Source organism: Mesorhizobium sp. AA23 (assembly GCF_001672435.1).
GTDB lineage: Bacteria > Pseudomonadota > Alphaproteobacteria > Rhizobiales > Rhizobiaceae > Mesorhizobium.
In genome coordinates, this window is sequence record NZ_LYTP01000001.1 from 60207 (window position 1) to 79728 (window position 19522).

Below are 19522 nucleotides of genomic sequence, written 5' to 3' on the forward strand. Positions count from 1 at the left end.
GCACCCCGTTGGGCCCGCGCGCATTGCGCTGATCGATGGCTCATGTGGGAACAGGCTCGCCGGCCGACAGACTGCGGCATGCGTTCGTGGACCAGAAAAAAAGAATTTTTGACGATGATGATTGGAAAGAAGTGGGGATGAACAAAGCCCTGGAACCGATGGACGGAGTGCTGGCGCGATGGAACCGCAAAGAGGCCGAGGCTATCTACGGCATGCCATTCAACGACCTGCTCTTCCTGGCCCAGACCATCCATCGGCAGAACTTCGATCGAAACCGTGTGCAGCTCAGCCGGCTGCTGAGCATCAAGACCGGCGGCTGTCCGGAGGATTGCGGCTATTGCAGCCAGTCTGCGCATCACGGAACTGGCCTGAGAGCGTCGAAGCTGATGGAGGTCGAGCGTGTCATCGCCGAGGCGGCCAAGGCGCGTGAGGCCGGCGCCACGCGCTACTGCATGGGCGCTGCCTGGCGAAACCCCAAGGCGCGCGACATGGACGCGGTCGTGGCGATGGTCGAGGGGGTCAAGGCGCTCGGCATGGAGACCTGCATGACTCTCGGCATGCTCGATCTTGAGCAGGCCACTCGCCTAAAACAGGCAGGCCTCGACTACTACAACCACAACATCGACACCTCCGAGCGCCATTACGGTGGGGTCGTCTCGACCAGGACCTTCGCCGACCGGCTGGAAACGCTTGAGCATGTGCGCGAGGCCGGCATGAAGGTCTGCTGTGGAGGCATTGTCGGGATGGGAGAGGAAAAGGCCGACCGCATCGACATGCTGATCACGCTCGCAAATCTGCCTGAGCCGCCCGAAAGCGTGCCGATCAACATGCTGATCCCGATCGATGGCACGCCGCTCGGCCAGTCCGAACCCATCGATCCGATCGAGTTCGTCCGTACCATTGCGCTGGCCCGCATCTTGATGCCGAAGTCCTATGTAAGGCTCTCCGCCGGTCGCACCGGCATGACCGACCAGACGCAGGCGCTGTGCTTTTTTGCCGGCGCCAACTCGATCTTCGTCGGGGACACGCTGTTGACCGCGGACAATCCCGGCGAGGACAAGGACAGGCTTCTATTTCAGCGTCTTGGTATCGAGCCGATGGAACTCGGCACGCAATGAACGAGGCACTTCTTGCCCGGTATGACGCATCCTTGCGTGGACTGGCGCGCAAGGACCGGCTGCGGACGCTTGCACCGCGCGCCGGGCTCGACTTCTCGTCGAACGACTATCTCGGACTTGCCGCCTCCAAGAGACTTGGCGATGCAGTCGCAGGGGCGATCGGACGGGGCACGCCGGTTGGCGCCACCGGGTCGCGGCTGTTGCGCGGCAATGCACCGGAACACGAGGCACTGGAGGCGGACGCGGCAGCATTCTTCGGCGCCGAACGCGCACTGTTCTTCGGCAGCGGGTACATTGCCAACTTCGCCCTGCTGACGGCGTTGCCGCAGAAGGGCGACCTGCTGGTCCTCGACGAACTCGCCCATGCCAGCATGCATGAGGGGGCACAGGCCGGACGCGCCGAGTTCAAGCTGGCTGCGCACAACGACGTTGGTGCTGTCGAGGACGCGATCACACGCTGGCGCGCCGAAGGCGGCGTGGGGCGCGTCTGGATCGCGGTCGAAAGCCTCTACAGCATGGATGGCGATTGCGCGCCGATGGAAAGCCTCGACGCGCTTGCCGATCGGCACGAGGCATTTATCGTCGTCGACGAGGCGCATGCCACCGGCGTCTGGGGACCGGATGGTCGGGGGCTGGCTGCCGCTTTCGAGGGCCGCGACAACATCGTCGCGCTCCACACTTGCGGTAAGGCGCTTGGCGCCTCCGGCGCGCTCGTCACCGGGCCCGGAGTGCTGTGCGATTATCTCGTCAATCGTTGTCGGCCATTCATCTATGCCACCGCGCCATCGCCGCTGATGGCGGTCGCGGCGCGCGAAGCGCTGGTGATCGTATCCGAGGAGCCGATGCGCCGCGCTCAGTTGCAGGAACGCGTTGCTTTCGCCGGCGGGCAATTGGCCGAGCGCTGCGGCGTGACGCCCAGCGGCTCGCAGATCCAGCCGTTTGTCATCGGCGACGTCGCACGCACGATGGCGGTGGCGGCAGCCTTGCAGGGGCGCGGTTTCGACATCCGCGGCATTCGTCCGCCGACCGTGGCCGAGGGAACATCGCGCCTGCGCATTTCACTGACGCTCAATGTCGGCGAGGCCGAAATTTCGGCCATGGTCGAGGCCCTCGTCGAGGTGTTGGCGACGGTATGACCAAGCGCCTCGTCGTCACCGGAACAGGCACCGGAATAGGCAAGACGGTGTTTTCGGCGGGAATCGCCGGCTTGCTCGATGGCTACTACTGGAAGCCGGTGCAATCGGGCCTCGACGAGGAGACTGACAGCGAGGTCGTTGCCCGGCTTGCCGGCTTGCCGTCGGGGCGCGTCCTGCCGGAGGCCTATCGCCTGAAAAGCCCGCTCTCGCCGCATCGCTCGGCCGAGATCGATGGTGTTGCCATCGAGGCGGCGGATCTTGCCTTTCCGGTTTTACCGACACCGCTCGTAATCGAAGGCGCCGGCGGGCTGATGGTGCCGCTCAATCGACAGACATTGTTCATTGATGTATTCGCACAGTGGCGGCTGCCGGTCATACTGTGCGCCGGCACCGCGCTCGGCACGATCAACCACACCTTACTCTCGATAGAAGCGCTGCGGGCCCGTTCCATCCCGCTCCTCGGCATCGCCTTCATCGGCGAAGAGGTGGCCGATACCCAAAGGACAATCGTGGAGTTGGGCGGCGTGCAACAGCTCGGCAGGCTGCCAGACCTCGATCCACTGACGGGTGAAACGCTGAGAGACGCGACGGTTGCCGGCTTCGACCTTGCCCTGATCGCCGGAGGCCAATGATGCCCCAGTCTCGAGTCTGGCATCCGTTCACCCAGCACGCGCTCGAGCCCGCGATCCCCGAAATCGTGCTGACGGAAGGCGCCTATCTCCACAAGGCCGACGGCGCGCGCATCCTGGATGCCATTTCCTCTTGGTGGGTCGTGACCCATGGCCACCGTCATCCCCGCATCATGAGGGCCATCGAGACGACTGCGGCGAGCCTCGACCAGATCATCTTCGCGGGCTTCACCCACGAGCCGGCCGAACGACTGGCCGAGGCGCTTGTCGGCCTCGCTCCGCCCGGACTCGACCGGGTGTTCTATTCCGACAGCGGCTCGACCGCCGTCGAAGTCGCGTTGAAGATGGCGCTCGGCTATTTCCGCAACCTCGGCGCGCCGCGCTCGCGCATCGTCGTCATGGAGCACAGCTATCATGGCGACACGATCGGCACGATGAGCGTCGGCGCCCGCGGTGTATTCAACGCCGCCTACGAGCCCTTGCTGTTCGAGGTCGACGCCATTCCCTTCCCGACCGCGGGTCGCGAGCAGGAAACGCTGGATCGGTTCGAGGCTGTGAGCCGCGACCGGCCCACCGCCGCCCTGATCGTGGAGCCGCTGGTGCTCGGGGCCGGCGGCATGCTGATGTATCCGGCCTGGGTTTTGGCCGAATTGAAGAGGATCGCCGAAGCCTCAGGCACACTCTTGATCGCCGATGAGGTGATGACCGGCTGGGGGCGCACCGGAACCATGTTCGCCTGCGAGCAGGCGTCCATCTCTCCTGATATCCTGTGCACCTCGAAGGGCTTGACGGGTGGTGTCATCCCGCTGGCCGCCACGCTCGCCACCGACGCCATCTTCCAGGCTCACTATTCGACGGACCGGAAGAAGACCTTCTTTCACTCGAGCTCCTACACCGCCAATCCGATCGCCTGCGCGGCAGCACTTGCCAATGTCGAGATCTGGCGTGACGAGCCGGTGGACCAACGGATCGCGGCCTTGAGGGTGAAGCAGGCCGCTGGGCTGCAACGCTTCCGGAAAAATCCATATTTCACCGACTGCCGAGTGACCGGCACGATCGCGGCCCTCGACCTGCGCACCGGCTCTGCCGGCTATCTGGCCGAGATCGGGCCAAAACTGCGTGCATTCTTCCTCAAGCGCGGCATGCTCGTGCGCCCGCTCGGCAATGTCCTCTACCTGCTGCCGCCCTATTGCATCACCGGCAACGAGCTGGACGGGCTCTATGACGCCATCGAGGAGGCCGGCGAACGTTTCGGGGCGAGGCTATGAGCCGATCGTCGTGCCTTCTCGGGTTCGGTCACCATGCGCCCGCGCGCAAGGTGAAGAATTCGGAAATCGAAGACCGTCTCGGGCTTGAACCCGGCTGGATCGAGCGGCGCACCGGGATACGGTCGCGGTTCTGGGCAGCGGACGAAGACACGCTGTCGGGCCTTGCCGCCTCTGCCGGTGACATGGCGTTGGCGAATGCCGGCCTCGACCGCAGCGACATCGGCCTGCTGTTGCTCGCCACCTCGACACCCGACCACCTCCTGCCACCAAGCGCGCCGCTGGTCGCACATCGGCTGGGGCTCAGCCGAGCCGGCGCGATCGACCTGACCGGCGCCTGCGCCGGCTTCATCTATGCGCTGATGTTCGCGGACGGCTTCACCCGCCTGCACGGCAAAGCGAGCCTTGTCATCGCCGCCAACATCCTCAGCCGCCGCATCAATCCTGCCGAGCGCGCCAGCGCCGTGCTGTTTGCCGATGCCGCCGGCGCCGTGGTGATCGGTCCTTGCGAGGACACGGACCAGGGCATTCTTGGCGCCTTGGTGAATTCCGACGGTTCGGGCTACGGGCTGATCCAGATTCCCGCCGGCGGAAGCAACACGCCGTTCCATGGCGACCTCGATCTCGAGCAGATACGGATGACGATCACCGACGGCCGTGAAGTGTTCGCCAAGGCGGTGGAGATGATGACCGCATGCTCGCAGGACGCACTCACTGCTGCCCGAATGCGGCCGCAGGACATCGATTGGTTCGTGCCACATCAGGCCAACGCCCGCATTTTCGATGTGGTCGGGAGGAATCTCGGAATAGCGGATCAGGCAATCGTCAAGACGATCGCCGAGTACGGCAACTCTTCCGCCGCGACCATCCCGCTCTCGCTGTCGCTCGCCCATCGGACGCAGCCGTTTCGGGCGCGCGAAAAGATTCTCCTTGCGGCGGCGGGTGCCGGCCTCACCGGAGGCGCCCTCATCCTCGGAATTTAGCGGTAGGACGGCAATGAACAGGATCACACCAGCAACACCGGCCCAATGCGAAAAATTACTCGCCGGCAAGTTACATGGGCGCCGGCTCAGTGAACGAGAGCGATCACCCTGCAGCCGATTCTTGTCGAGCAGGGACGATCGGCGAGGCTACCTTGCTGGGCGAGGAGTGGGTGGGCGTCAGTCCAGGAGAGCGGAGTATCCGAGCTCATGCGTGCCCTCCTCATTGCGATGAAGTCATCCTAATCGATATGTCGGCCATTCTGATCCATTGATCAACATCGTAACGGCAGTAGTGGCAGCCGTGAATTGAATAAGCGGCCCCTCGAAGGCGTAAATCGTCATGCAGTCCGAAAAAAATGCTCATCTGCCTGTCTCAACAACGCTCGCCCCATTTCGAAACCAGGTGTTTCGCTCGATCTGGACGGCCACACAAATATCCAGCCTCGGGTGGCTCGTGCAATCGGTCGCCATCAGTTGGCTGATGGCCACGATTTCCGCTTCGGATCTGATGGTTGCACTCGTGCAGGCCGCATCGACCTTGCCGGTGTTCTTCCTCTCGATCTTGGCCGGAGCCATCGCCGACAACTTCAGCCGCCGATGGGTGATGTTTGCGGGGCACTGCCTGATAGCATTGGCGTCAACGACGCTGATGATTTCCGTGGGTCTGGGATTTGCCGGTCCCTGGCTAATTCTCGGATTAGGTTTCCTGGCCGGCTGCGGCTTTGCCTTGAATGATCCGGCCTGGCACGCTTCTGTTGGCGATATCCTTCACAAGCGCGACATCCCGGCTGCGGTGACGCTTATGTCTGTCGGATACAACATTGTGCGCAGCGTTGGTCCGGCTTTGGGGGGCGTGGTCTTGGCATTTTTTGGACCGCTGGCCGCTTTCGCGTTGGCAGCGCTGAGCGATCTGGCGCCGCTAACCGCAATATGGCGCACTAGATGGAATGTTCGCACGTCACCTCTCCCTCAAGCGAATGACGATGGCAATTCATGACGGAGTGCGCTTCACCGTCATGTCCTTGGAAATCAGGGCAGCGATTGCCCGGGCAACCCTTTTCGGGTTGGCAAGCATCTCCATCCTTGCGCTGCTCCCGCTAGTCGTCCGGGATCAGCTGAAAAGCGGCCCAATCATCTACGGCATCTTGCTGGCCGGTTTCGGCATGGGTGCTTTCATCGCCGGCATGAGCAATAGCTTTCTTAGGCGGATCACGTCTCAAGACAGGCTGGTGTCGTTCGCCTCTGTTGCTTGTGCAGCATGTTGCCTTTCCCTTGCCCTCACATCGTCAGTCGCTGTGGCGGCCATTTCGCTGGCACTCGGTGGCGCGGGTTGGCTTATAACCTGGACGGGCATTGACGTTTCGGTGCAGCTGGCAAGCCCAAGGTGGGTCGTTGGCCGCACACTGTCGATCTACTACGCCTTGAGCGCAGGCGGGATGGCGGCCGGCAGCTGGATCTGGGGTACTGTCGCACAGAACTACTCCTTAGGCTGGGCTTTGGAGGGTGCCGCGGGCGCTCTGTTGCTCGTTGCAGCGGCGGGAATACTGTTGCCGGTCCGTCCATGGGAAGAAACGGATCAGGAGAGTTCGGATTTTCACCCGCCGGAGGTGGCACTCGAGTTGAAGCCCAGGAGTGGCCCCATAGTGGTCAAGGTCGAGTACCTTATATCCGAAGAGAATATCGAGACCTTTCTGGGCTACATGCGCGCCAGGCGCCATGTTCAGAGCCGTGCCGGTGCGCGAAACTGGACACTCCAGCGCAATCTTCAAACGCCTTCGATTTGGACAGAGACATTCCGCACGCCAACCTGGATGGACTTTCTTCGCCTGAATCATCGGCTGACGGCAGCGGATAAGGAAGTCGGCCAGCGTCTCCTGGCGCTGCATGATGGAGAGCGTCCTCCGCTCACAGTGCTTTCGATTGAACGAACGACCGAGGCAGCTCGTACCCATGCCTCAACAATCGTTTCTCGTCCTCCGAGGTGACGTGATCACGAAGGCAATCGCATCGTGCATTGGGACTTGCCGCGCCGGTCGACTTCGAGCAGCGCGAAGGCCGCATCGCCAGTAGCCGAGGCTAATGCGACTCCGTAGTGGCGCCAAGTGAGTCGCACGGGGTGTGAACAATTGCGCCGAGAATTCGTCTGTGCCGCTGCAAGACGGAACGGGCCGTGCTTGGCACTACCCAGATGTATGCGGCACCGGGGCTCCCGCCTGACATACCGAGCGGCGGCGCTGAATGGTATCTCGACCCGAGGCTTCACAGCGAACAAATGCTGACGGTATCGAACCAAAGTGTCACATATCGAACATACGAAGCGGTCCGAAACGTCTGCTTTTCGTGCTCTGCCTGACCCCCAAAAACAAAAAAGAAGAGAGCGCGACGAAGTTGCGCCGGGCATTTAAGTGTCCGCGCGAGCTACCTCTCTGTATGGCACGTCGCTTGCTGCTCTGCATCGAACGCCGACGCGCAACCCACAAATAGCAGAGATAAATAATGGCAATTCGTTCAGAAGTGCTGAATCCTAAATGAATGAGTTTGCTGAACAGCTGTGTGGAGCGCAGCGGGCAATAGGCGTTTTGCCTCCCTCCCGAGCCTGACACAGGTCGATTAGGCTCACCTTATACAGAAAGTGAATGACAAAGCATAGTTGTTTCTTCCGTAATTCTCCAACCGTTGAGCAAATTCGTCTTTACACCATAGAAACGTTGGAAACTATCACTTGAGGGGTTTCAACGCCTACACGGGAACTCATCTTGACGATTCCGCCTTTAAGCTTTGAATGGAGATGATCCCGAATGAACGTAAGCAGCCTTCTTCGCTCAGTTGCGGCCCTGATCTCCGTTTCCGTCGCTCGCGCGGCGGACGAAGTCTCTGCACCGGACCCGACCGAATACGTCAAGATCTGCGACGTCTACGGTTCGGGCTACTTCCATATCCCCGGCACCGAGACCTGCCTGCGCATCGGCGGCTACATCCGTTATGACGCCGGCCTCGGCGATGTCCGATCGTATGACGGGGCAAGGACCACCGATGTGAGCACTGGCGAGGCTCAGGGCACCTGGCGAAACAACACGCGTTTCACGTTCAAAACTTGGACGCGCCAGGAGACCGAACTCGGCGCACTGAAGACCTATACTGAAAACCGCGTGAATTTCGGCAACCGCAACGCCTATTCGGGTCCGGACAGTCCTCAGAACTATGGCTTCAACAGCGGCGTCAAGTTGACTTCCGCCTGGATCCAGCTTGGTGGCCTCCGAGTTGGTAAGGACGGGTCGGCCTTCGACACGTTTACAGGCTACGCCGGGAACGTCCTCAATAACGTACTCGTTCCATACGGCGACTTCGATACCAACGTGGCCCAGTATTACTTCGATGCCGGTAATGGCTTTTCGGCACTGGTTTCACTTGAACAAGGGGCGGGTGTAGTCGGTACTATCGACAGCCATGTTCCGCACGTCGTCTTCGGCGTAAAACAGACGCAGGGCTGGGGCGCGATCACCGGCGTAATCGCTCGTGACAGCAACTACGATGCTTTGGCCGGCAAGGTCCGTGTCGATGTCAATGTCACAGAGGACCTGTCGCTATTCGGAATGTTCGGCTATGGCTCCATTGGCATTCTCAACGATGACCCAACCAATGCAATCGCTGCTCACGGTCGCGGCTTCTACAAAACTTGGAGCGGCAACTGGGCTTTCTGGGCCGGCTCCACTTACACACTCGATGAGAAAACTTCATTCAACCTTCAGGTCTCGGGCGGTCAGTTCAAGAACTATGGTGTGGCCGCAAACGTCGTCTACACGCTCGTTGCCGGTTTCACGGCGACGGCCGAAATCGACTACGACCACTACGACAATTTCGGCATCGGCATGGTCGACCCTTCGAACGTGAATTGGACGAAGGCTGACAAAAAAGACAGCCTCGGCGGCATCCTCAGTTTCCAACGCTCATTCTAATGGATGAAAATCTCTCGGTGGCGATTGCGCGACCAGTCCCGATCATCAAACGAGGTGCCGAGCGCAATCTGTCACCGTTTTGCTCACGGTTGTTCGGTCATGACTGAAATGGCGAACCGCACATGCATTCGCTGCGGTACACGCTCAAGGACAAGCTGGTCAGGGCCGACGTGCCCGAGGCAGTGCAAAATATGATCCTTGGCCACTCGTCGGGTGCCGACAGTGCGGTTTAAGGGGGACATGAGGCGAGGCTTGAGCAGGCGACAAGGGCGCTGCGGTAGGCTCTTGCCTGAGGTGCGTGACTCGCGTTCTACTCGCCCAAGCTCTCAGCCGCATCTACCTGCTCATCGATGCAGTGGCTCATCATAGACCAGTCTGTGCGGCGTTTGTCGTCTCCCCATTCCTCGCCGCAGTGGAGAAAAATCTGCATGTTCCGCGATGAACCGGTTGTGTCGAAGGATGTTACCTTGAACATGGAGGAGTGCTGCTCAGCCATGCAATGCTTGCGCATCACATAGTCATCGGCCCACTGATCTGCGCAGAATGCTTTGATATTGGTGAGTTCCTTATTCTGCCCATCGCGGATGATCGCGTTCGTTACACGGCCAATTGTGGCCTATCCGATTTATTGAGTTCGGCGGCACTTCCCGCACTACACAGGAGAACTGCTGCTGCTGCTGCAACAAGATTGACTTCACCGTCCCCCTCCCAAGCCCCTTCACCGAATGCCTTGGCTCTTGCAATAGGAGATAATGGAGGCGCTGTCGGTTTCCGCTCCGCCGATTTCTCTGACGATAAATTCTGCCTGTCCCGATTGCCTGTATGTCGCCAAGACACCCACAAAGGGCGCTTCGCCAGCATAGCCGCCAAAGCCGTTCTTAGCATTGACCAAGCCACAAACCAGAATGACGCCCTCTTGGACACCGGGAAATGGAACCGCTTTGACCGGCCCGAACTTCGCGCTGTCGGGGTCTTTCAGTTGGAGGCTCACGGCGCGCTGGATCGCAGCCAGTTTAATGTCGTTCAACTCATAGGCTTCTTGAGCAACTGCTGCCGACGCAAGGGCAACGGAAGCGGTAAAGACCAGACTTCTGAACGTGACCATGAAAATTCCCCCGAGCGAAGAAAGATGCCCCATTCTTTTCAATGGCGGCTCACGGCTGATTTTGCTGTTTCGTTTCCCAAGTCACCAGTCAATCATGTAGGTGATCAAATCCACGAGCGACGCGAGCACAAGCAGAGCGAAACCTACAATAAAAAGCCAAAGCGCGCGGCTCCTATCGGTCCTTTCTTCAGGATCATGCTCGCGTTGCCAATCCTCCAATGTTTTGTCGATCTCTGCAAAAGTCCTCACTACCGCGCCTCTATTCAACGTTTCGTGGTCGCTAATTCGATACGGCGCGAGATGCAAACCGGCTCGCAAGCTGTTGTGGTTGTTCACAAGCACCATAATTTCCCTGAACGCCGGCCTCGCACGGAGAATTGCCAAGAAGCTGTAGGAAATCTTGGTGCCCATTCTCCCAATGTCTCCAGACAGTGGGGTTAGCACCGGCAGCCCAGGCGGGGCGTGTTTCTCGACAAGCGCCAGCGCTCTGGTCTTCAGATACTTTGATCGCCACCGAAAGAACGGAATCTGAGCGATGTCGCGGAAATCCCGCAAGAGCATGATTGAGCCGATGAAATTCGCCAACACGCCAATGAACACTGAGAGCTTTACGAAACCTGCCATTCTTCCCCCTCCAGCTATTCCGTCCATTATTGACAGCGGGTCGTCGCGTCCATCCTCTCATCGCCTGTCCCGTCGCAGACTTTGTAGGTCACATAGGCGAGGATCAAAACGAGGGCGACAAGGGCTTCCGCACTCCCGCCGGGGCCTACGCCTCGGATACCAACGTCACAGGGCTGCAATTTCAAGTGTGTCCATCGCGTCCGTCCTCTCCGGTTCATACAGCAGGTTTGCACGCGAACAGTTGTTGTTATGATTAGGCCTGGTCGGGCTCGTTTGCGGCTGAGAGCTTGACGCCTCCGACGCTTGCGATGAGCCGAAAGACCGAGTCGAAGGATCCTATCGTGGGTTTTTCAGGAAGAACCCGGCGCAGGGCATGTGTGAGTTCGGGAACGAGGTTGTTGCGTAACACCCGCGTTATCCACATTTCGAACTCGCCCGGTGTAGTGTTCTTGAGATGTCGAGCCACGAGGGCCATTAATCCCTTATTGTCGTAGTGCTTTGCCAGCCCTTCCATATCCTGCTCTACGACAGCGGCGTTGATACGGGCAGAAGCTTCTGCCCCAATCGCGGCTACATCCAGGGCTGCAGTCTTTGCAGTATACTCGGCGGCGATTTCCGCCACTGTAGTTGCGCTGCTGAGATCAATCTTCTTCAGGGTGCGATCGATTCGCCTGCGGCAGTATCGCGCGATAGCACTCGCTGCCGATGGTTGCGTAAGACAGGCTTAAAACGTAACACCTACGCTATCGATGATACGTTGCCTCCCCAAAGGAGCACACCAGACATGAGCGATTTGGAAGTGTCAATTTGGTTCGCCAAGGTCAAGGCCAACGGTACCCTCGCGGTGATCGGGACGCTGTTGACTGTTTTCGCATTGGTGGCTCTCGCATTGTTTTGCGGTGCTGGTGGCTTGCTCGTGGGAGTGCCTAGCGCCTCGCCTTATGCCTCCCCGCAGTCGCAAAGCTTGCCGCCCAAACTTGAGCCGAGCCGCTAAGCTCCCTCGTTCTCCGCTAGTATCCGAAAAACACTCGCCCTGCTGATGCCCAAGGCCGCCGCGATGTCGCCTGCGGACTTGCCCTCCGCCTTGAGGCGCAGCACCTCGCTGGCTTGACGACGAGTCGCAGGCTGGGGGGTCAACGTACTTCCCTTCGGCCTTAGCCTTTGCGATGCATTCGCGAGATGCTGCGCGGCAAACTCGAGCGCGACGGCGAAGCCTTCGGCGCTGCGATCCCCGACTTCGTCACTCCGGAATTCGTGCGTGACGAGGTGGCGCGCGGACGGGCCATCATTCCCGCCAATATCAATCATCCCGAGAGCGAGCCGATGATCATCGGCCGCAATTTCCTGGTGAAGATCAACGCCAATATCGGCAATTCGGCGGTCACCTCGTCGATGGCCGAAGAGGTGGAGAAGATGGTGTGGGCGATCCGCTGGGGCGCCGACACGGTGATGGATCTGTCGACGGGCCGCAACATCCACAACACCCGCGAATGGATCGTGCGCAATGCACCGGTGCCGATCGGCACGGTGCCGCTTTACCAGGCGCTGGAAAAGGTCGGCGGGATAGCCGAGGACCTGACCTGGGGGGTCTATCGAGACACGCTGATCGAGCAGGCCGAACAGGGCGTCGATTACTTCACCATCCACGCCGGCGTGCGGCTGCACTACATCCCGCTGACCGTCGACCGGGTGACCGGGATCGTCTCGCGCGGCGGCTCGATCATGGCCAAATGGTGTCTGCACCATCACCGGGAGAGCTTCCTCTACGAGCATTTCGCCGAGATCTGCGACATCTGCCGTGCCTATGACGTGTCCTTCTCGCTCGGTGACGGCCTTCGTCCCGGCTCGATCGCCGACGCCAACGACGTTGCACAATTCGCCGAACTGGAAACGCTCGGCGAGTTGACCAAGGTCGCCTGGGAGAAGGACTGCCAAGTCATGATCGAGGGGCCCGGTCATGTGCCGATGCACAAGATCAAGCAGAACATGGACAAGCAGCTCGCCGTCTGCGGCGAGGCGCCGTTCTATACGCTGGGGCCACTGACGACTGACATCGCGCCGGGCTACGATCACATCACCTCCGGCATAGGCGCTGCCATGATCGGCTGGTTCGGCACGGCAATGCTCTGCTACGTCACGCCGAAGGAGCATCTCGGCCTGCCCGACCGCAACGACGTCAAGATCGGCGTGATCACCTACAAGATCGCGGCTCATGCCGCCGACCTGGCGAAGGGCCATCCGGCGGCGAAGGTCAGGGATGATGCCCTTTCCCGCGCGCGGTTCGAGTTCCGCTGGGAAGACCAGTTCAACCTGTCGCTCGACCCCGAAACGGCGCGCTCGTTCCACGACGAGACCTTGCCCAAGGAGGCGCACAAGCTGGCGCATTTCTGCTCGATGTGCGGGCCGAAATTCTGCTCCATGCGCATTTCCCACGACATCCGGGCCGAGGCACAGAAAGAAGGCATGGCGGCGATGGCGGCGAAATACCGTGAGGGCGGCGATCTCTACGTGCCGGCGGACGAGACCGGCGCGCCGCTGATGTCAAAGGCGGCTCAGCCGTGATGAAGGTGCTGGTCAATGGGGCCGGCGTCGCCGGCCTCACCGCCGCCTTCGAGCTCGCCACGCGCGGCGCGACGGTGACGGTTGCGGAGACAAGGCACGGCCTTGGCGGCAATGCGTCGTGGTTCGCCGGCGGCATGCTGGCGCCCTGGTGCGAGCGCGAAAGCGCGGAGCAGCCGGTGCTGGATCTCGGACGCCACGCCGCCGACTGGTGGGATGCGGCGACGCCCGGCCAGGTGACGCGGGCCGGAACGCTGGTCGTGGCCGCGCCGCGCGATGCGGGCGAGCTCGACCGCTTCGCCAACCGCACTACGGGTCACCGGCGTATCGATGAAGACCAAGTCGCGCGCCTCGAGCCCGACCTCGCCGGCCGTTTCCGCCGTGGACTGGTCTTCGCGGACGAGGCCCATCTCGACCCCCGCCAGGCCATGGCGGCTCTTCATGAGAAGCTCATAGCCATGGGGGTCGAATTCCGTTTCGGCACCGACGCTCAGGCTGTTCCCGGTTTCGACCATCAGATCGACTGCGCGGGAAGCGCGGCGGCCGACGGCAGATTGCGCGGCGTGCGCGGCGAGATGCTGATCCTGCGCACGCCCGATGTCTCGTTGTCGCGCCCGGTCCGGCTGCTTCATCCGCGCTTTCCGCTCTACGTCGTGCCGCGCGCCGACCACCATTTCATGGTTGGCGCGACGATGATCGAAAGCCAGTCCGGGGGACCGATCACGGTCCGTTCGACGATGGAGTTGCTGGGCGCGGCCTGCGCGCTCCATCCGGCGTTCGGCGAGGCCGAGATCCTTGAAACCGGTGTCGGGGTCCGTCCGGCTTTTCCCGACAATCTGCCGCGCGTCGAAACGAGCGGAGATACCGTCGCGATCAACGGGCTTTATCGCCATGGCTTTCTCCTTGCGCCCGCCATGGCGCGGCAAGCAGCCGAATTTCTCTTCAGTCATGACGAACCCGTGGAGTCTACCCATGAAACTGATCGTCAACGGCGAAGCGCATGAGGTTGCCGCCACCACGCTGGCGGAACTGCTTGCCGCGCTCGACTACGAGGGCGATTGGCTGGCAACGGCCGTCAACAGCGACCTCGTGCACAAAGCTCATCGGGCGGCATTTCAGCTGAGCGACGGCGACCGGATCGAAGTCCTTTCGCCGATGCAGGGGGGTTAGCATGTTCGATCTTCTCGGAGCGAGGCTTCCCTCGCGGCTGTTCCTCGGCACAGCGCAATATCCATCGCCGGCGATCCTTGCCGACGCGGTGAAGGCATCCAGCACGTCGGTGGTGACCGTCTCGCTGCGCCGTGAGATGGCAGGCGGCAGGGCCGGGGAAAACTTCTGGTCGCTGATCCGCTCGTTGGGCATGAGGGTCCTGCCCAATACCGCCGGCTGCCACTCCGTCAAGGAAGCGGTCACGACCGCGAAGATGGCGCGCGAAGTGTTCGGCACGACCTGGATCAAGCTCGAAGTGATCGGCAACCACGACACGCTGCAGCCGGACGTTTTCGGCCTGGTCGAAGCGGCGCGCATCCTGTGCGAGGACGGCTTTTCGGTGTTCCCCTACACCACCGACGACCTCGTCGTCGCCGAGCGGCTCCTAGAGGCGGGCTGCAGGGTGCCCGTGGTGCGCGCCGATCGGTTCCGCCCTCGGACCGATCAACATGATGGCGCTGCGCTCGATGCGGGCGCATTTCCCTGACGTCCCACTGATTGTCGATGCAGGCCTCGGACGGCCATCGCATGCGGTAACAGTCATGGAACTCGGCTTTGACGCCGTGCTCCTGAACACGGCGGTCGCCAAGGCGGCCGACCCCATCGGCATGGCGCGCGCATTCGGCAAGGCGGTCGAAGCCGGTCGCGAAGCCTTTCGCTCGGGAATGCTCGAGCCGCGCGAGGTCGCAATACCGTCGACGCCGACATTCGGCAAGGCCGCTTTCTCATGAAGCTCGATCCCTTCTACCTGATCGTCGACAGCGCCGCGTGGATCGAGCGGCTGGTGCCGTTCGGCGTCAAGCTGGTTCAGTTGCGCATCAAGGCTATGGGCGAGGTCGGGTTGCGCGCGGAAATCCGCAAGGCGAAAGCCTTATGCGCCGAGCACCAATGCCGGCTCATCGTCAACGACCATTGGCAGCTGGCCATCGAGGAAGGCTGCGACTTCGTCCATCTCGGTCAGGAGGACCTGCAGAGCGCCGACCTCGCGCGGATACGCGCAGCCGGTATCAGGCTCGGGCTCAGCACGCATGATCATGCCGAACTGGAAACGGCGATGGCCGCCGGGCCCGACTGTGTTGCGCTGGGCCCCGTCTACCCCACCATCCTGAAGGCAATGAAATGGGCGCCGCAAGGACTTGAACGGATCGGCGAGTGGAAGCACCGGGTCGCGCCGATCCCCCTGATCGCCATCGGCGGCCTCAATCCTGACCGGCTCGACGGTGTTTTTGCAGCCGGCGCCGACAGCGCCGCGGTGGTCACCGACATAACGTTGAATTCCGATCCCGAGACGCGGACACGGGAATGGATCGCAAGGACGGAGCGATGGCGCTGAGACGGGAACCGCACGTCCTTGTCGTTGCTGGATCGGACCCAAGCGGGGGTGCCGGACTTGCCCGGGATATCGAGACGATCTCTTCCATTGGCGTGCGCACCTGCCTGGCCGTCACCGCGCTGACGGTGCAGACGCACGAGGGCGTTGCGGAAATACACTGTTCGTCGCCAAGCCTGGTGGCCGGCCAGATGCGCGCCGCGCTGCAGGCCAACCACGTGGCGGCCGTCAAGATCGGCATGCTGGCGACGGGCGGGACTGTGGCTGCCGTAGCCGCCGTGCTGCGCGAGAATCATCACGTGCCGGCGGTGCTCGACCCGGTGCTGGCCTCGACCTCGGGCCGGGCCCTGCTGGACGCCGATGCCATCAGCGTCATGGAGCGTGATCTGATGCCGCTTTGCCGCCTGGTCACCCCCAATCTCATCGAGCTGGCGCTGCTTGTCGGCACCGAACCGGCAGCGGGCGAGGACGGCGTGCTGGAACAAGGACAAAGACTGCTGGCCGCCAGGCCCCAGGCCGTGCTGATCAAGGGGGGCCACGCTTCCGGACCGCGATCAACCGACATCCTGTTGCGCTCCGATCACGAGCCAATCCGTTTCGATGCACCGCGCCTTGTCGCATCGATGCGGGGAACAGGGTGCATGCTGGCCAGCGCGGTGGCGGCGCATCTGGCGAAGGCGAAGCCGCTTGAAGATAGTGTGCGCGAAGGCAAGCTGTTTGTTTTCGAGAAGCTGCAGAAGAAGGCGGCCACCGTGACAGCTAACGAGCAGCCCTGACCAGCCTCTCAGCAAGTCTTGTCTTTTGAGCGATGATCTCTGATCCTTCATAGGAAAGGTGGCCGCTGTCTCGGTAGAGGGATTTGCCGTCAATCTCGGTTCTGCATTTTGTGTCGTCGCAGAGAAAGTCGTGGTAAGAGACAACCTCTACGTCCGCTTTTACAGCCACTTGGTTCAAGAGCTCAAGAGTGCGGGATCGCATCCGGCGATAATCGGTGACATAGATTTGGCAATCACTGTGCCGCCCGAGCATAAGATTTCCTCTCACCTTTCGCTCAAGGCAATCGCCGATATCGAAGCCTGCGACTGGCGGGGGAGCAACTACGACCACTCGCCTGCCCAAAGCGCGAACGGCCTCGATGAGAGACTTGATACCCTCAACGGCTCCATCTACCGAAGTGTCAACTTCCGTGAATGTCCGGTCACGCCTCTTAAGCAGCATGAAGTCTTTGGAGTCAGGGGCGTCAAATGGGCTCGAAATGACAACGGTCTTTATCCCCGGCCGATTTTTCAGGATACCCAAAACACTGTCATTGAAGCGAATACAGTCCTCGGCGAAGGAGGGAGACGTTACGCGCTTGAACGCAGCAACGCCGATGGCGGGGAAGCACCCGCTCATCGTGAGTTGAGCCAGGCCGGCCTCTCCGATCGTCTTGGCCAAGCCGGGAACCATCGCCATGGCAAATGAATCGCCCCAGACCAGCAATTCGGGCCTGTCCGTCGTCTGGCAGGCCTCCGGAATGGCCTGGGGAGGCGATCCAGATGTGAAATCACATGCCCTTGCCAGGCCGTAATTGATCCGTCGGCTCTCGGAAAAGCCAACCCCACTTTCGGCTGCGCCAATGCCGACTGACGATGCGAAGCCGAGAAGAACCGTTGCGGCAAGGAGTCCTGAGGCCATCCGTCCACGAGATGCGAAGAATCCCTGCCGGAACGGCTTTTCCACGAAACGGTGAAGAACTAAGCTTGCTACAACTGAGAAGGCAACCGCCGCATAGATCGCAAGCGCGGGAGGCTCTGCCAGCCAAGCAGCCCGCACATATACAAGCACCGGCCAATGGACCAGATAGAGCGAGTACGAAATATCCCCAATCCTCGCCATGCTTCGAACCGCCACATTATCCCTGCTGGGCGACAGCAGGAGGATCAGGGTTGCCAAGCAAACCAAAGCGGCATCCACGATCGGGTTCTGCGAGCCAAGTCCAATGGGAATAAGGAGGATAAGCACGAGTGCCGGGAGGCGCAGCGTCGCAAACTTGGCCGCCACGCGAGCGCTGGCGGGAAGCAATGCCCCGAGCGAACCAATCGCTATTTCCCAAAAGCGGGTCGGCATAAGATAAAATGCAGCGTATGGGTGACGAATGGCCACGTAGAGACACAGTGCGAGGCTGGCAACTAGGAGCAAACTAACCGCTGTGAGCCGCCATCTCTTGGGAGCCAAGGCCAAGAAAGCGGGAAGTAGCAGATAATACTGTTCTTCGACAGCGAGCGACCAGAAATGCAGGAGAGGCTTCGTTTCGGCGGATTCGCCGAAATAGTCCGCCTGATTCCAGAGAACGATATTGCCGGTGAATGTGAGCGCCCCGAGGACTTGACTTCGGAAGTCTCCCAGACCCACATCTGATAGGAAGAAGGGTGCAGCGATCGTCGTGAGCGCAATGACCACATAGGCCGTGGGCAACAGGCGCTTCGCACGACGATAATAGAATTCCCAAAAGCTGAACCGTGACTGCCCAAGCTGGGTGGCGATGAGGCCGGTGATCAGAAAGCCCGAAATTACGAAGAAAATATCCACGCCGAGATAACCAAACGGCGCGATTTGGGTATGATAAAGGACAACCAGCAGGACAGATAGACCCCGCAAGGCCTGGACATCGGCTCGAGAGTCTCGCGGCATAGAAGACCTGATGAAATTCAATGTGCCCTTGTACAATCATCCGCTGGATCGATTTCGGCGGATCTGCCGGCACTCGCCCATAACATAACTAAGAAGGTTGCCGGCTGCAGGTGTCGGCGATACTTGCGTTCCGTTATTGTTGTCTTTCTAATGGAGCATGCCCGCTAATTCGTATAATCGATTGTTTGAATGCCATACATCCAGGCAATGGATCGCTCGCACGCACCTTTGGCTCGACGCTTTGACAGAGGGCAAAACCTTACAGTGACGCAACAGTCGGCAACCTCCCCAACGGCAAGAATGCGCCGGCCTTGTCGCGCGCGAAGCCGTGCTGCGTCATCGGATAGGTCTGCCCGCGGTGACGCAGTTGATCGCCTTTAGCCGGCCGACAGTCGCCCTTCCAGGCAAACTCGTCCCGTTTCTCGATGGTATGAAGGACATCTCGGCGGGAAGCCAAAGCAACCTCAGCCGATGCCGGTCACTACAGGGAGGCAAGTCTTGCCGCCTTGGCCGATCGCGATTTCGGCGCTTACCTCGCCACTCGATGCGCCAAGCACTCTGCCGAAGGCAGATCGCGCTACCCCGGCGCGCGTCAACGGAAATCATGTCCCTTTGCTGTGGGCGCCGGTTCCGGTACTGAACCACACCGTCGTCATCGCAACAGGCTTCCCGACCTAGCCGGAAGCTACTTCCTCTACGATCTGATGGCACCGCGCGCGGACGTCGGCAACACAAGCTGGCACACCCCCGAAACAAGAATGCTCATAGCCACCGCGCACTGTCATCGGGCGAGGAATATCCCCTGATTGTGGGCATCGAAAATCTCCCTAGTTGGCGCGCTGCCGCCCGCGACGCGTCCCGGACTGGCGGCTTTTGCTCCGGCCTCGATAGTCCGCTCCGATTTGATCGGAATCGGAGCGGCGCTGGCAGTCCAA

General features: G+C 60.9%; 16 protein-coding genes and 3 pseudogenes. 14 read left to right on the forward strand and 5 right to left on the reverse strand.

What is annotated here, in order from left to right:
* The first annotated feature begins 137 nt into the window (after positions 1 to 137).
* From bioB to A9K66_RS00305, 7 genes and pseudogenes are all read left to right on the forward strand, one after another.
* Positions 138 to 1118, forward strand: a complete 981-nt coding sequence (gene bioB / locus A9K66_RS00275; protein WP_067318728.1) for a biotin synthase BioB — start codon at positions 138 to 140, stop codon at positions 1116 to 1118.
* Positions 1115 to 2254: an 8-amino-7-oxononanoate synthase gene (locus A9K66_RS00280; RefSeq protein ID WP_067318730.1), complete on the forward strand. Its 1140-nt coding sequence runs from the start codon at positions 1115 to 1117 to the stop codon at positions 2252 to 2254. The genes bioB and A9K66_RS00280 overlap by 4 nt, the downstream gene beginning before the upstream one ends.
* On the forward strand, positions 2251 to 2886 hold the full coding sequence (gene bioD, locus A9K66_RS00285) for a dethiobiotin synthase (RefSeq protein WP_067318732.1): 636 nt from the start codon (positions 2251 to 2253) through the stop codon (positions 2884 to 2886). The genes A9K66_RS00280 and bioD overlap by 4 nt, the downstream gene beginning before the upstream one ends.
* Complete coding sequence (locus tag A9K66_RS00290) at positions 2886 to 4151, forward strand: adenosylmethionine--8-amino-7-oxononanoate transaminase (protein WP_067319594.1); 1266 nt, start codon at positions 2886 to 2888, stop codon at positions 4149 to 4151. Before bioD ends, A9K66_RS00290 begins: the two co-directional genes overlap by 1 nt.
* Positions 4148 to 5131 carry a beta-ketoacyl-ACP synthase III gene (locus A9K66_RS00295; protein ID WP_067318735.1) on the forward strand — a complete coding sequence of 328 codons (984 nt, stop codon included), beginning with the start codon at positions 4148 to 4150 and terminating at the stop codon, positions 5129 to 5131. The genes A9K66_RS00290 and A9K66_RS00295 overlap by 4 nt, the downstream gene beginning before the upstream one ends.
* Before the next feature lie 340 nt (positions 5132 to 5471).
* A pseudogene (locus A9K66_RS00300) lies at positions 5472 to 7116 on the forward strand (MFS transporter).
* Positions 7117 to 7929: 813 nt separating this feature from the next.
* Positions 7930 to 9087 carry a porin gene (locus tag A9K66_RS00305; RefSeq protein WP_067318737.1) on the forward strand — a complete coding sequence of 386 codons (1158 nt, stop codon included), beginning with the start codon at positions 7930 to 7932 and terminating at the stop codon, positions 9085 to 9087.
* Positions 9088 to 9805: 718 nt separating this feature from the next.
* On the opposite strand, the gene A9K66_RS00315 is transcribed toward A9K66_RS00305, so the two are convergent.
* The 3 genes from A9K66_RS00315 to A9K66_RS00325 all read right to left on the reverse strand — a co-directional run bounded on the left by A9K66_RS00315 (position 9806) and on the right by A9K66_RS00325 (position 11438).
* On the reverse strand, positions 9806 to 10192 hold the full coding sequence (locus A9K66_RS00315) for a hypothetical protein (protein WP_067318741.1): 387 nt from the start codon (positions 10190 to 10192) through the stop codon (positions 9806 to 9808).
* A gap of 81 nt (positions 10193 to 10273) precedes the next feature.
* Positions 10274 to 10816 carry a hypothetical protein gene (locus A9K66_RS00320; RefSeq protein WP_067318742.1) on the reverse strand — a complete coding sequence of 181 codons (543 nt, stop codon included), beginning with the start codon at positions 10814 to 10816 and terminating at the stop codon, positions 10274 to 10276.
* 253 nt (positions 10817 to 11069) lie between these two features.
* Positions 11070 to 11438, reverse strand: a complete 369-nt coding sequence (locus A9K66_RS00325) for a hypothetical protein (protein ID WP_067318744.1) — start codon at positions 11436 to 11438, stop codon at positions 11070 to 11072.
* Between the two features lie 162 nt (positions 11439 to 11600).
* Here A9K66_RS00325 and A9K66_RS00330 point away from each other — a divergent pair, with 162 nt between their 5' ends.
* Positions 11601 to 11810: a hypothetical protein gene (locus A9K66_RS00330; protein ID WP_067318746.1), complete on the forward strand. Its 210-nt coding sequence runs from the start codon at positions 11601 to 11603 to the stop codon at positions 11808 to 11810.
* On the opposite strand, the gene A9K66_RS30950 is transcribed toward A9K66_RS00330, so the two are convergent.
* Entirely contained in the window at positions 11807 to 12124 is a 318-nt protein-coding gene (locus A9K66_RS30950) for a helix-turn-helix domain-containing protein (RefSeq protein ID WP_245307331.1), read from the reverse strand. The two genes, A9K66_RS00330 and A9K66_RS30950, sit on opposite strands and share 4 nt — an antisense overlap.
* Here A9K66_RS30950 and thiC point away from each other — a divergent pair.
* From thiC to A9K66_RS00360, 6 genes and pseudogenes are all read left to right on the forward strand, one after another.
* A pseudogene (gene thiC / locus A9K66_RS00335) lies at positions 12017 to 13378 on the forward strand (phosphomethylpyrimidine synthase ThiC); the annotation flags it as partial. The gene A9K66_RS30950 and the pseudogene thiC overlap by 108 nt on opposite strands.
* Entirely contained in the window at positions 13378 to 14379 is a 1002-nt protein-coding gene (gene thiO, locus A9K66_RS00340; protein ID WP_067318748.1) for a glycine oxidase ThiO, read from the forward strand. The pseudogene thiC and the gene thiO, both read left to right, overlap by 1 nt.
* Positions 14348 to 14545, forward strand: a complete 198-nt coding sequence (thiS, locus tag A9K66_RS00345) for a sulfur carrier protein ThiS (RefSeq protein ID WP_067318750.1) — start codon at positions 14348 to 14350, stop codon at positions 14543 to 14545. Before thiO ends, thiS begins: the two co-directional genes overlap by 32 nt.
* Position 14546: 1 nt before the next feature.
* Positions 14547 to 15315: pseudogene (locus A9K66_RS00350) on the forward strand (thiazole synthase).
* Positions 15312 to 15917 (forward strand): thiamine phosphate synthase, encoded by a 606-nt coding sequence (locus A9K66_RS00355; RefSeq protein ID WP_067318752.1) that lies wholly within the window; start codon positions 15312 to 15314, stop codon positions 15915 to 15917. Before A9K66_RS00350 ends, A9K66_RS00355 begins: the two are co-directional and overlap by 4 nt.
* The gene (locus A9K66_RS00360; protein WP_067319595.1) at positions 15908 to 16690 is read left to right on the forward strand and encodes a hydroxymethylpyrimidine/phosphomethylpyrimidine kinase; all 783 of its coding nucleotides are present in this window, start codon (positions 15908 to 15910) and stop codon (positions 16688 to 16690) included. The genes A9K66_RS00355 and A9K66_RS00360 overlap by 10 nt, the downstream gene beginning before the upstream one ends.
* Here the strand turns inward: A9K66_RS00360 and A9K66_RS00365 are convergent.
* Positions 16674 to 18608 carry an acyltransferase family protein gene (locus tag A9K66_RS00365; RefSeq protein ID WP_280944301.1) on the reverse strand — a complete coding sequence of 645 codons (1935 nt, stop codon included), beginning with the start codon at positions 18606 to 18608 and terminating at the stop codon, positions 16674 to 16676. The two genes, A9K66_RS00360 and A9K66_RS00365, sit on opposite strands and share 17 nt — an antisense overlap.
* Positions 18609 to 19522: the final 914 nt, after the last annotated feature.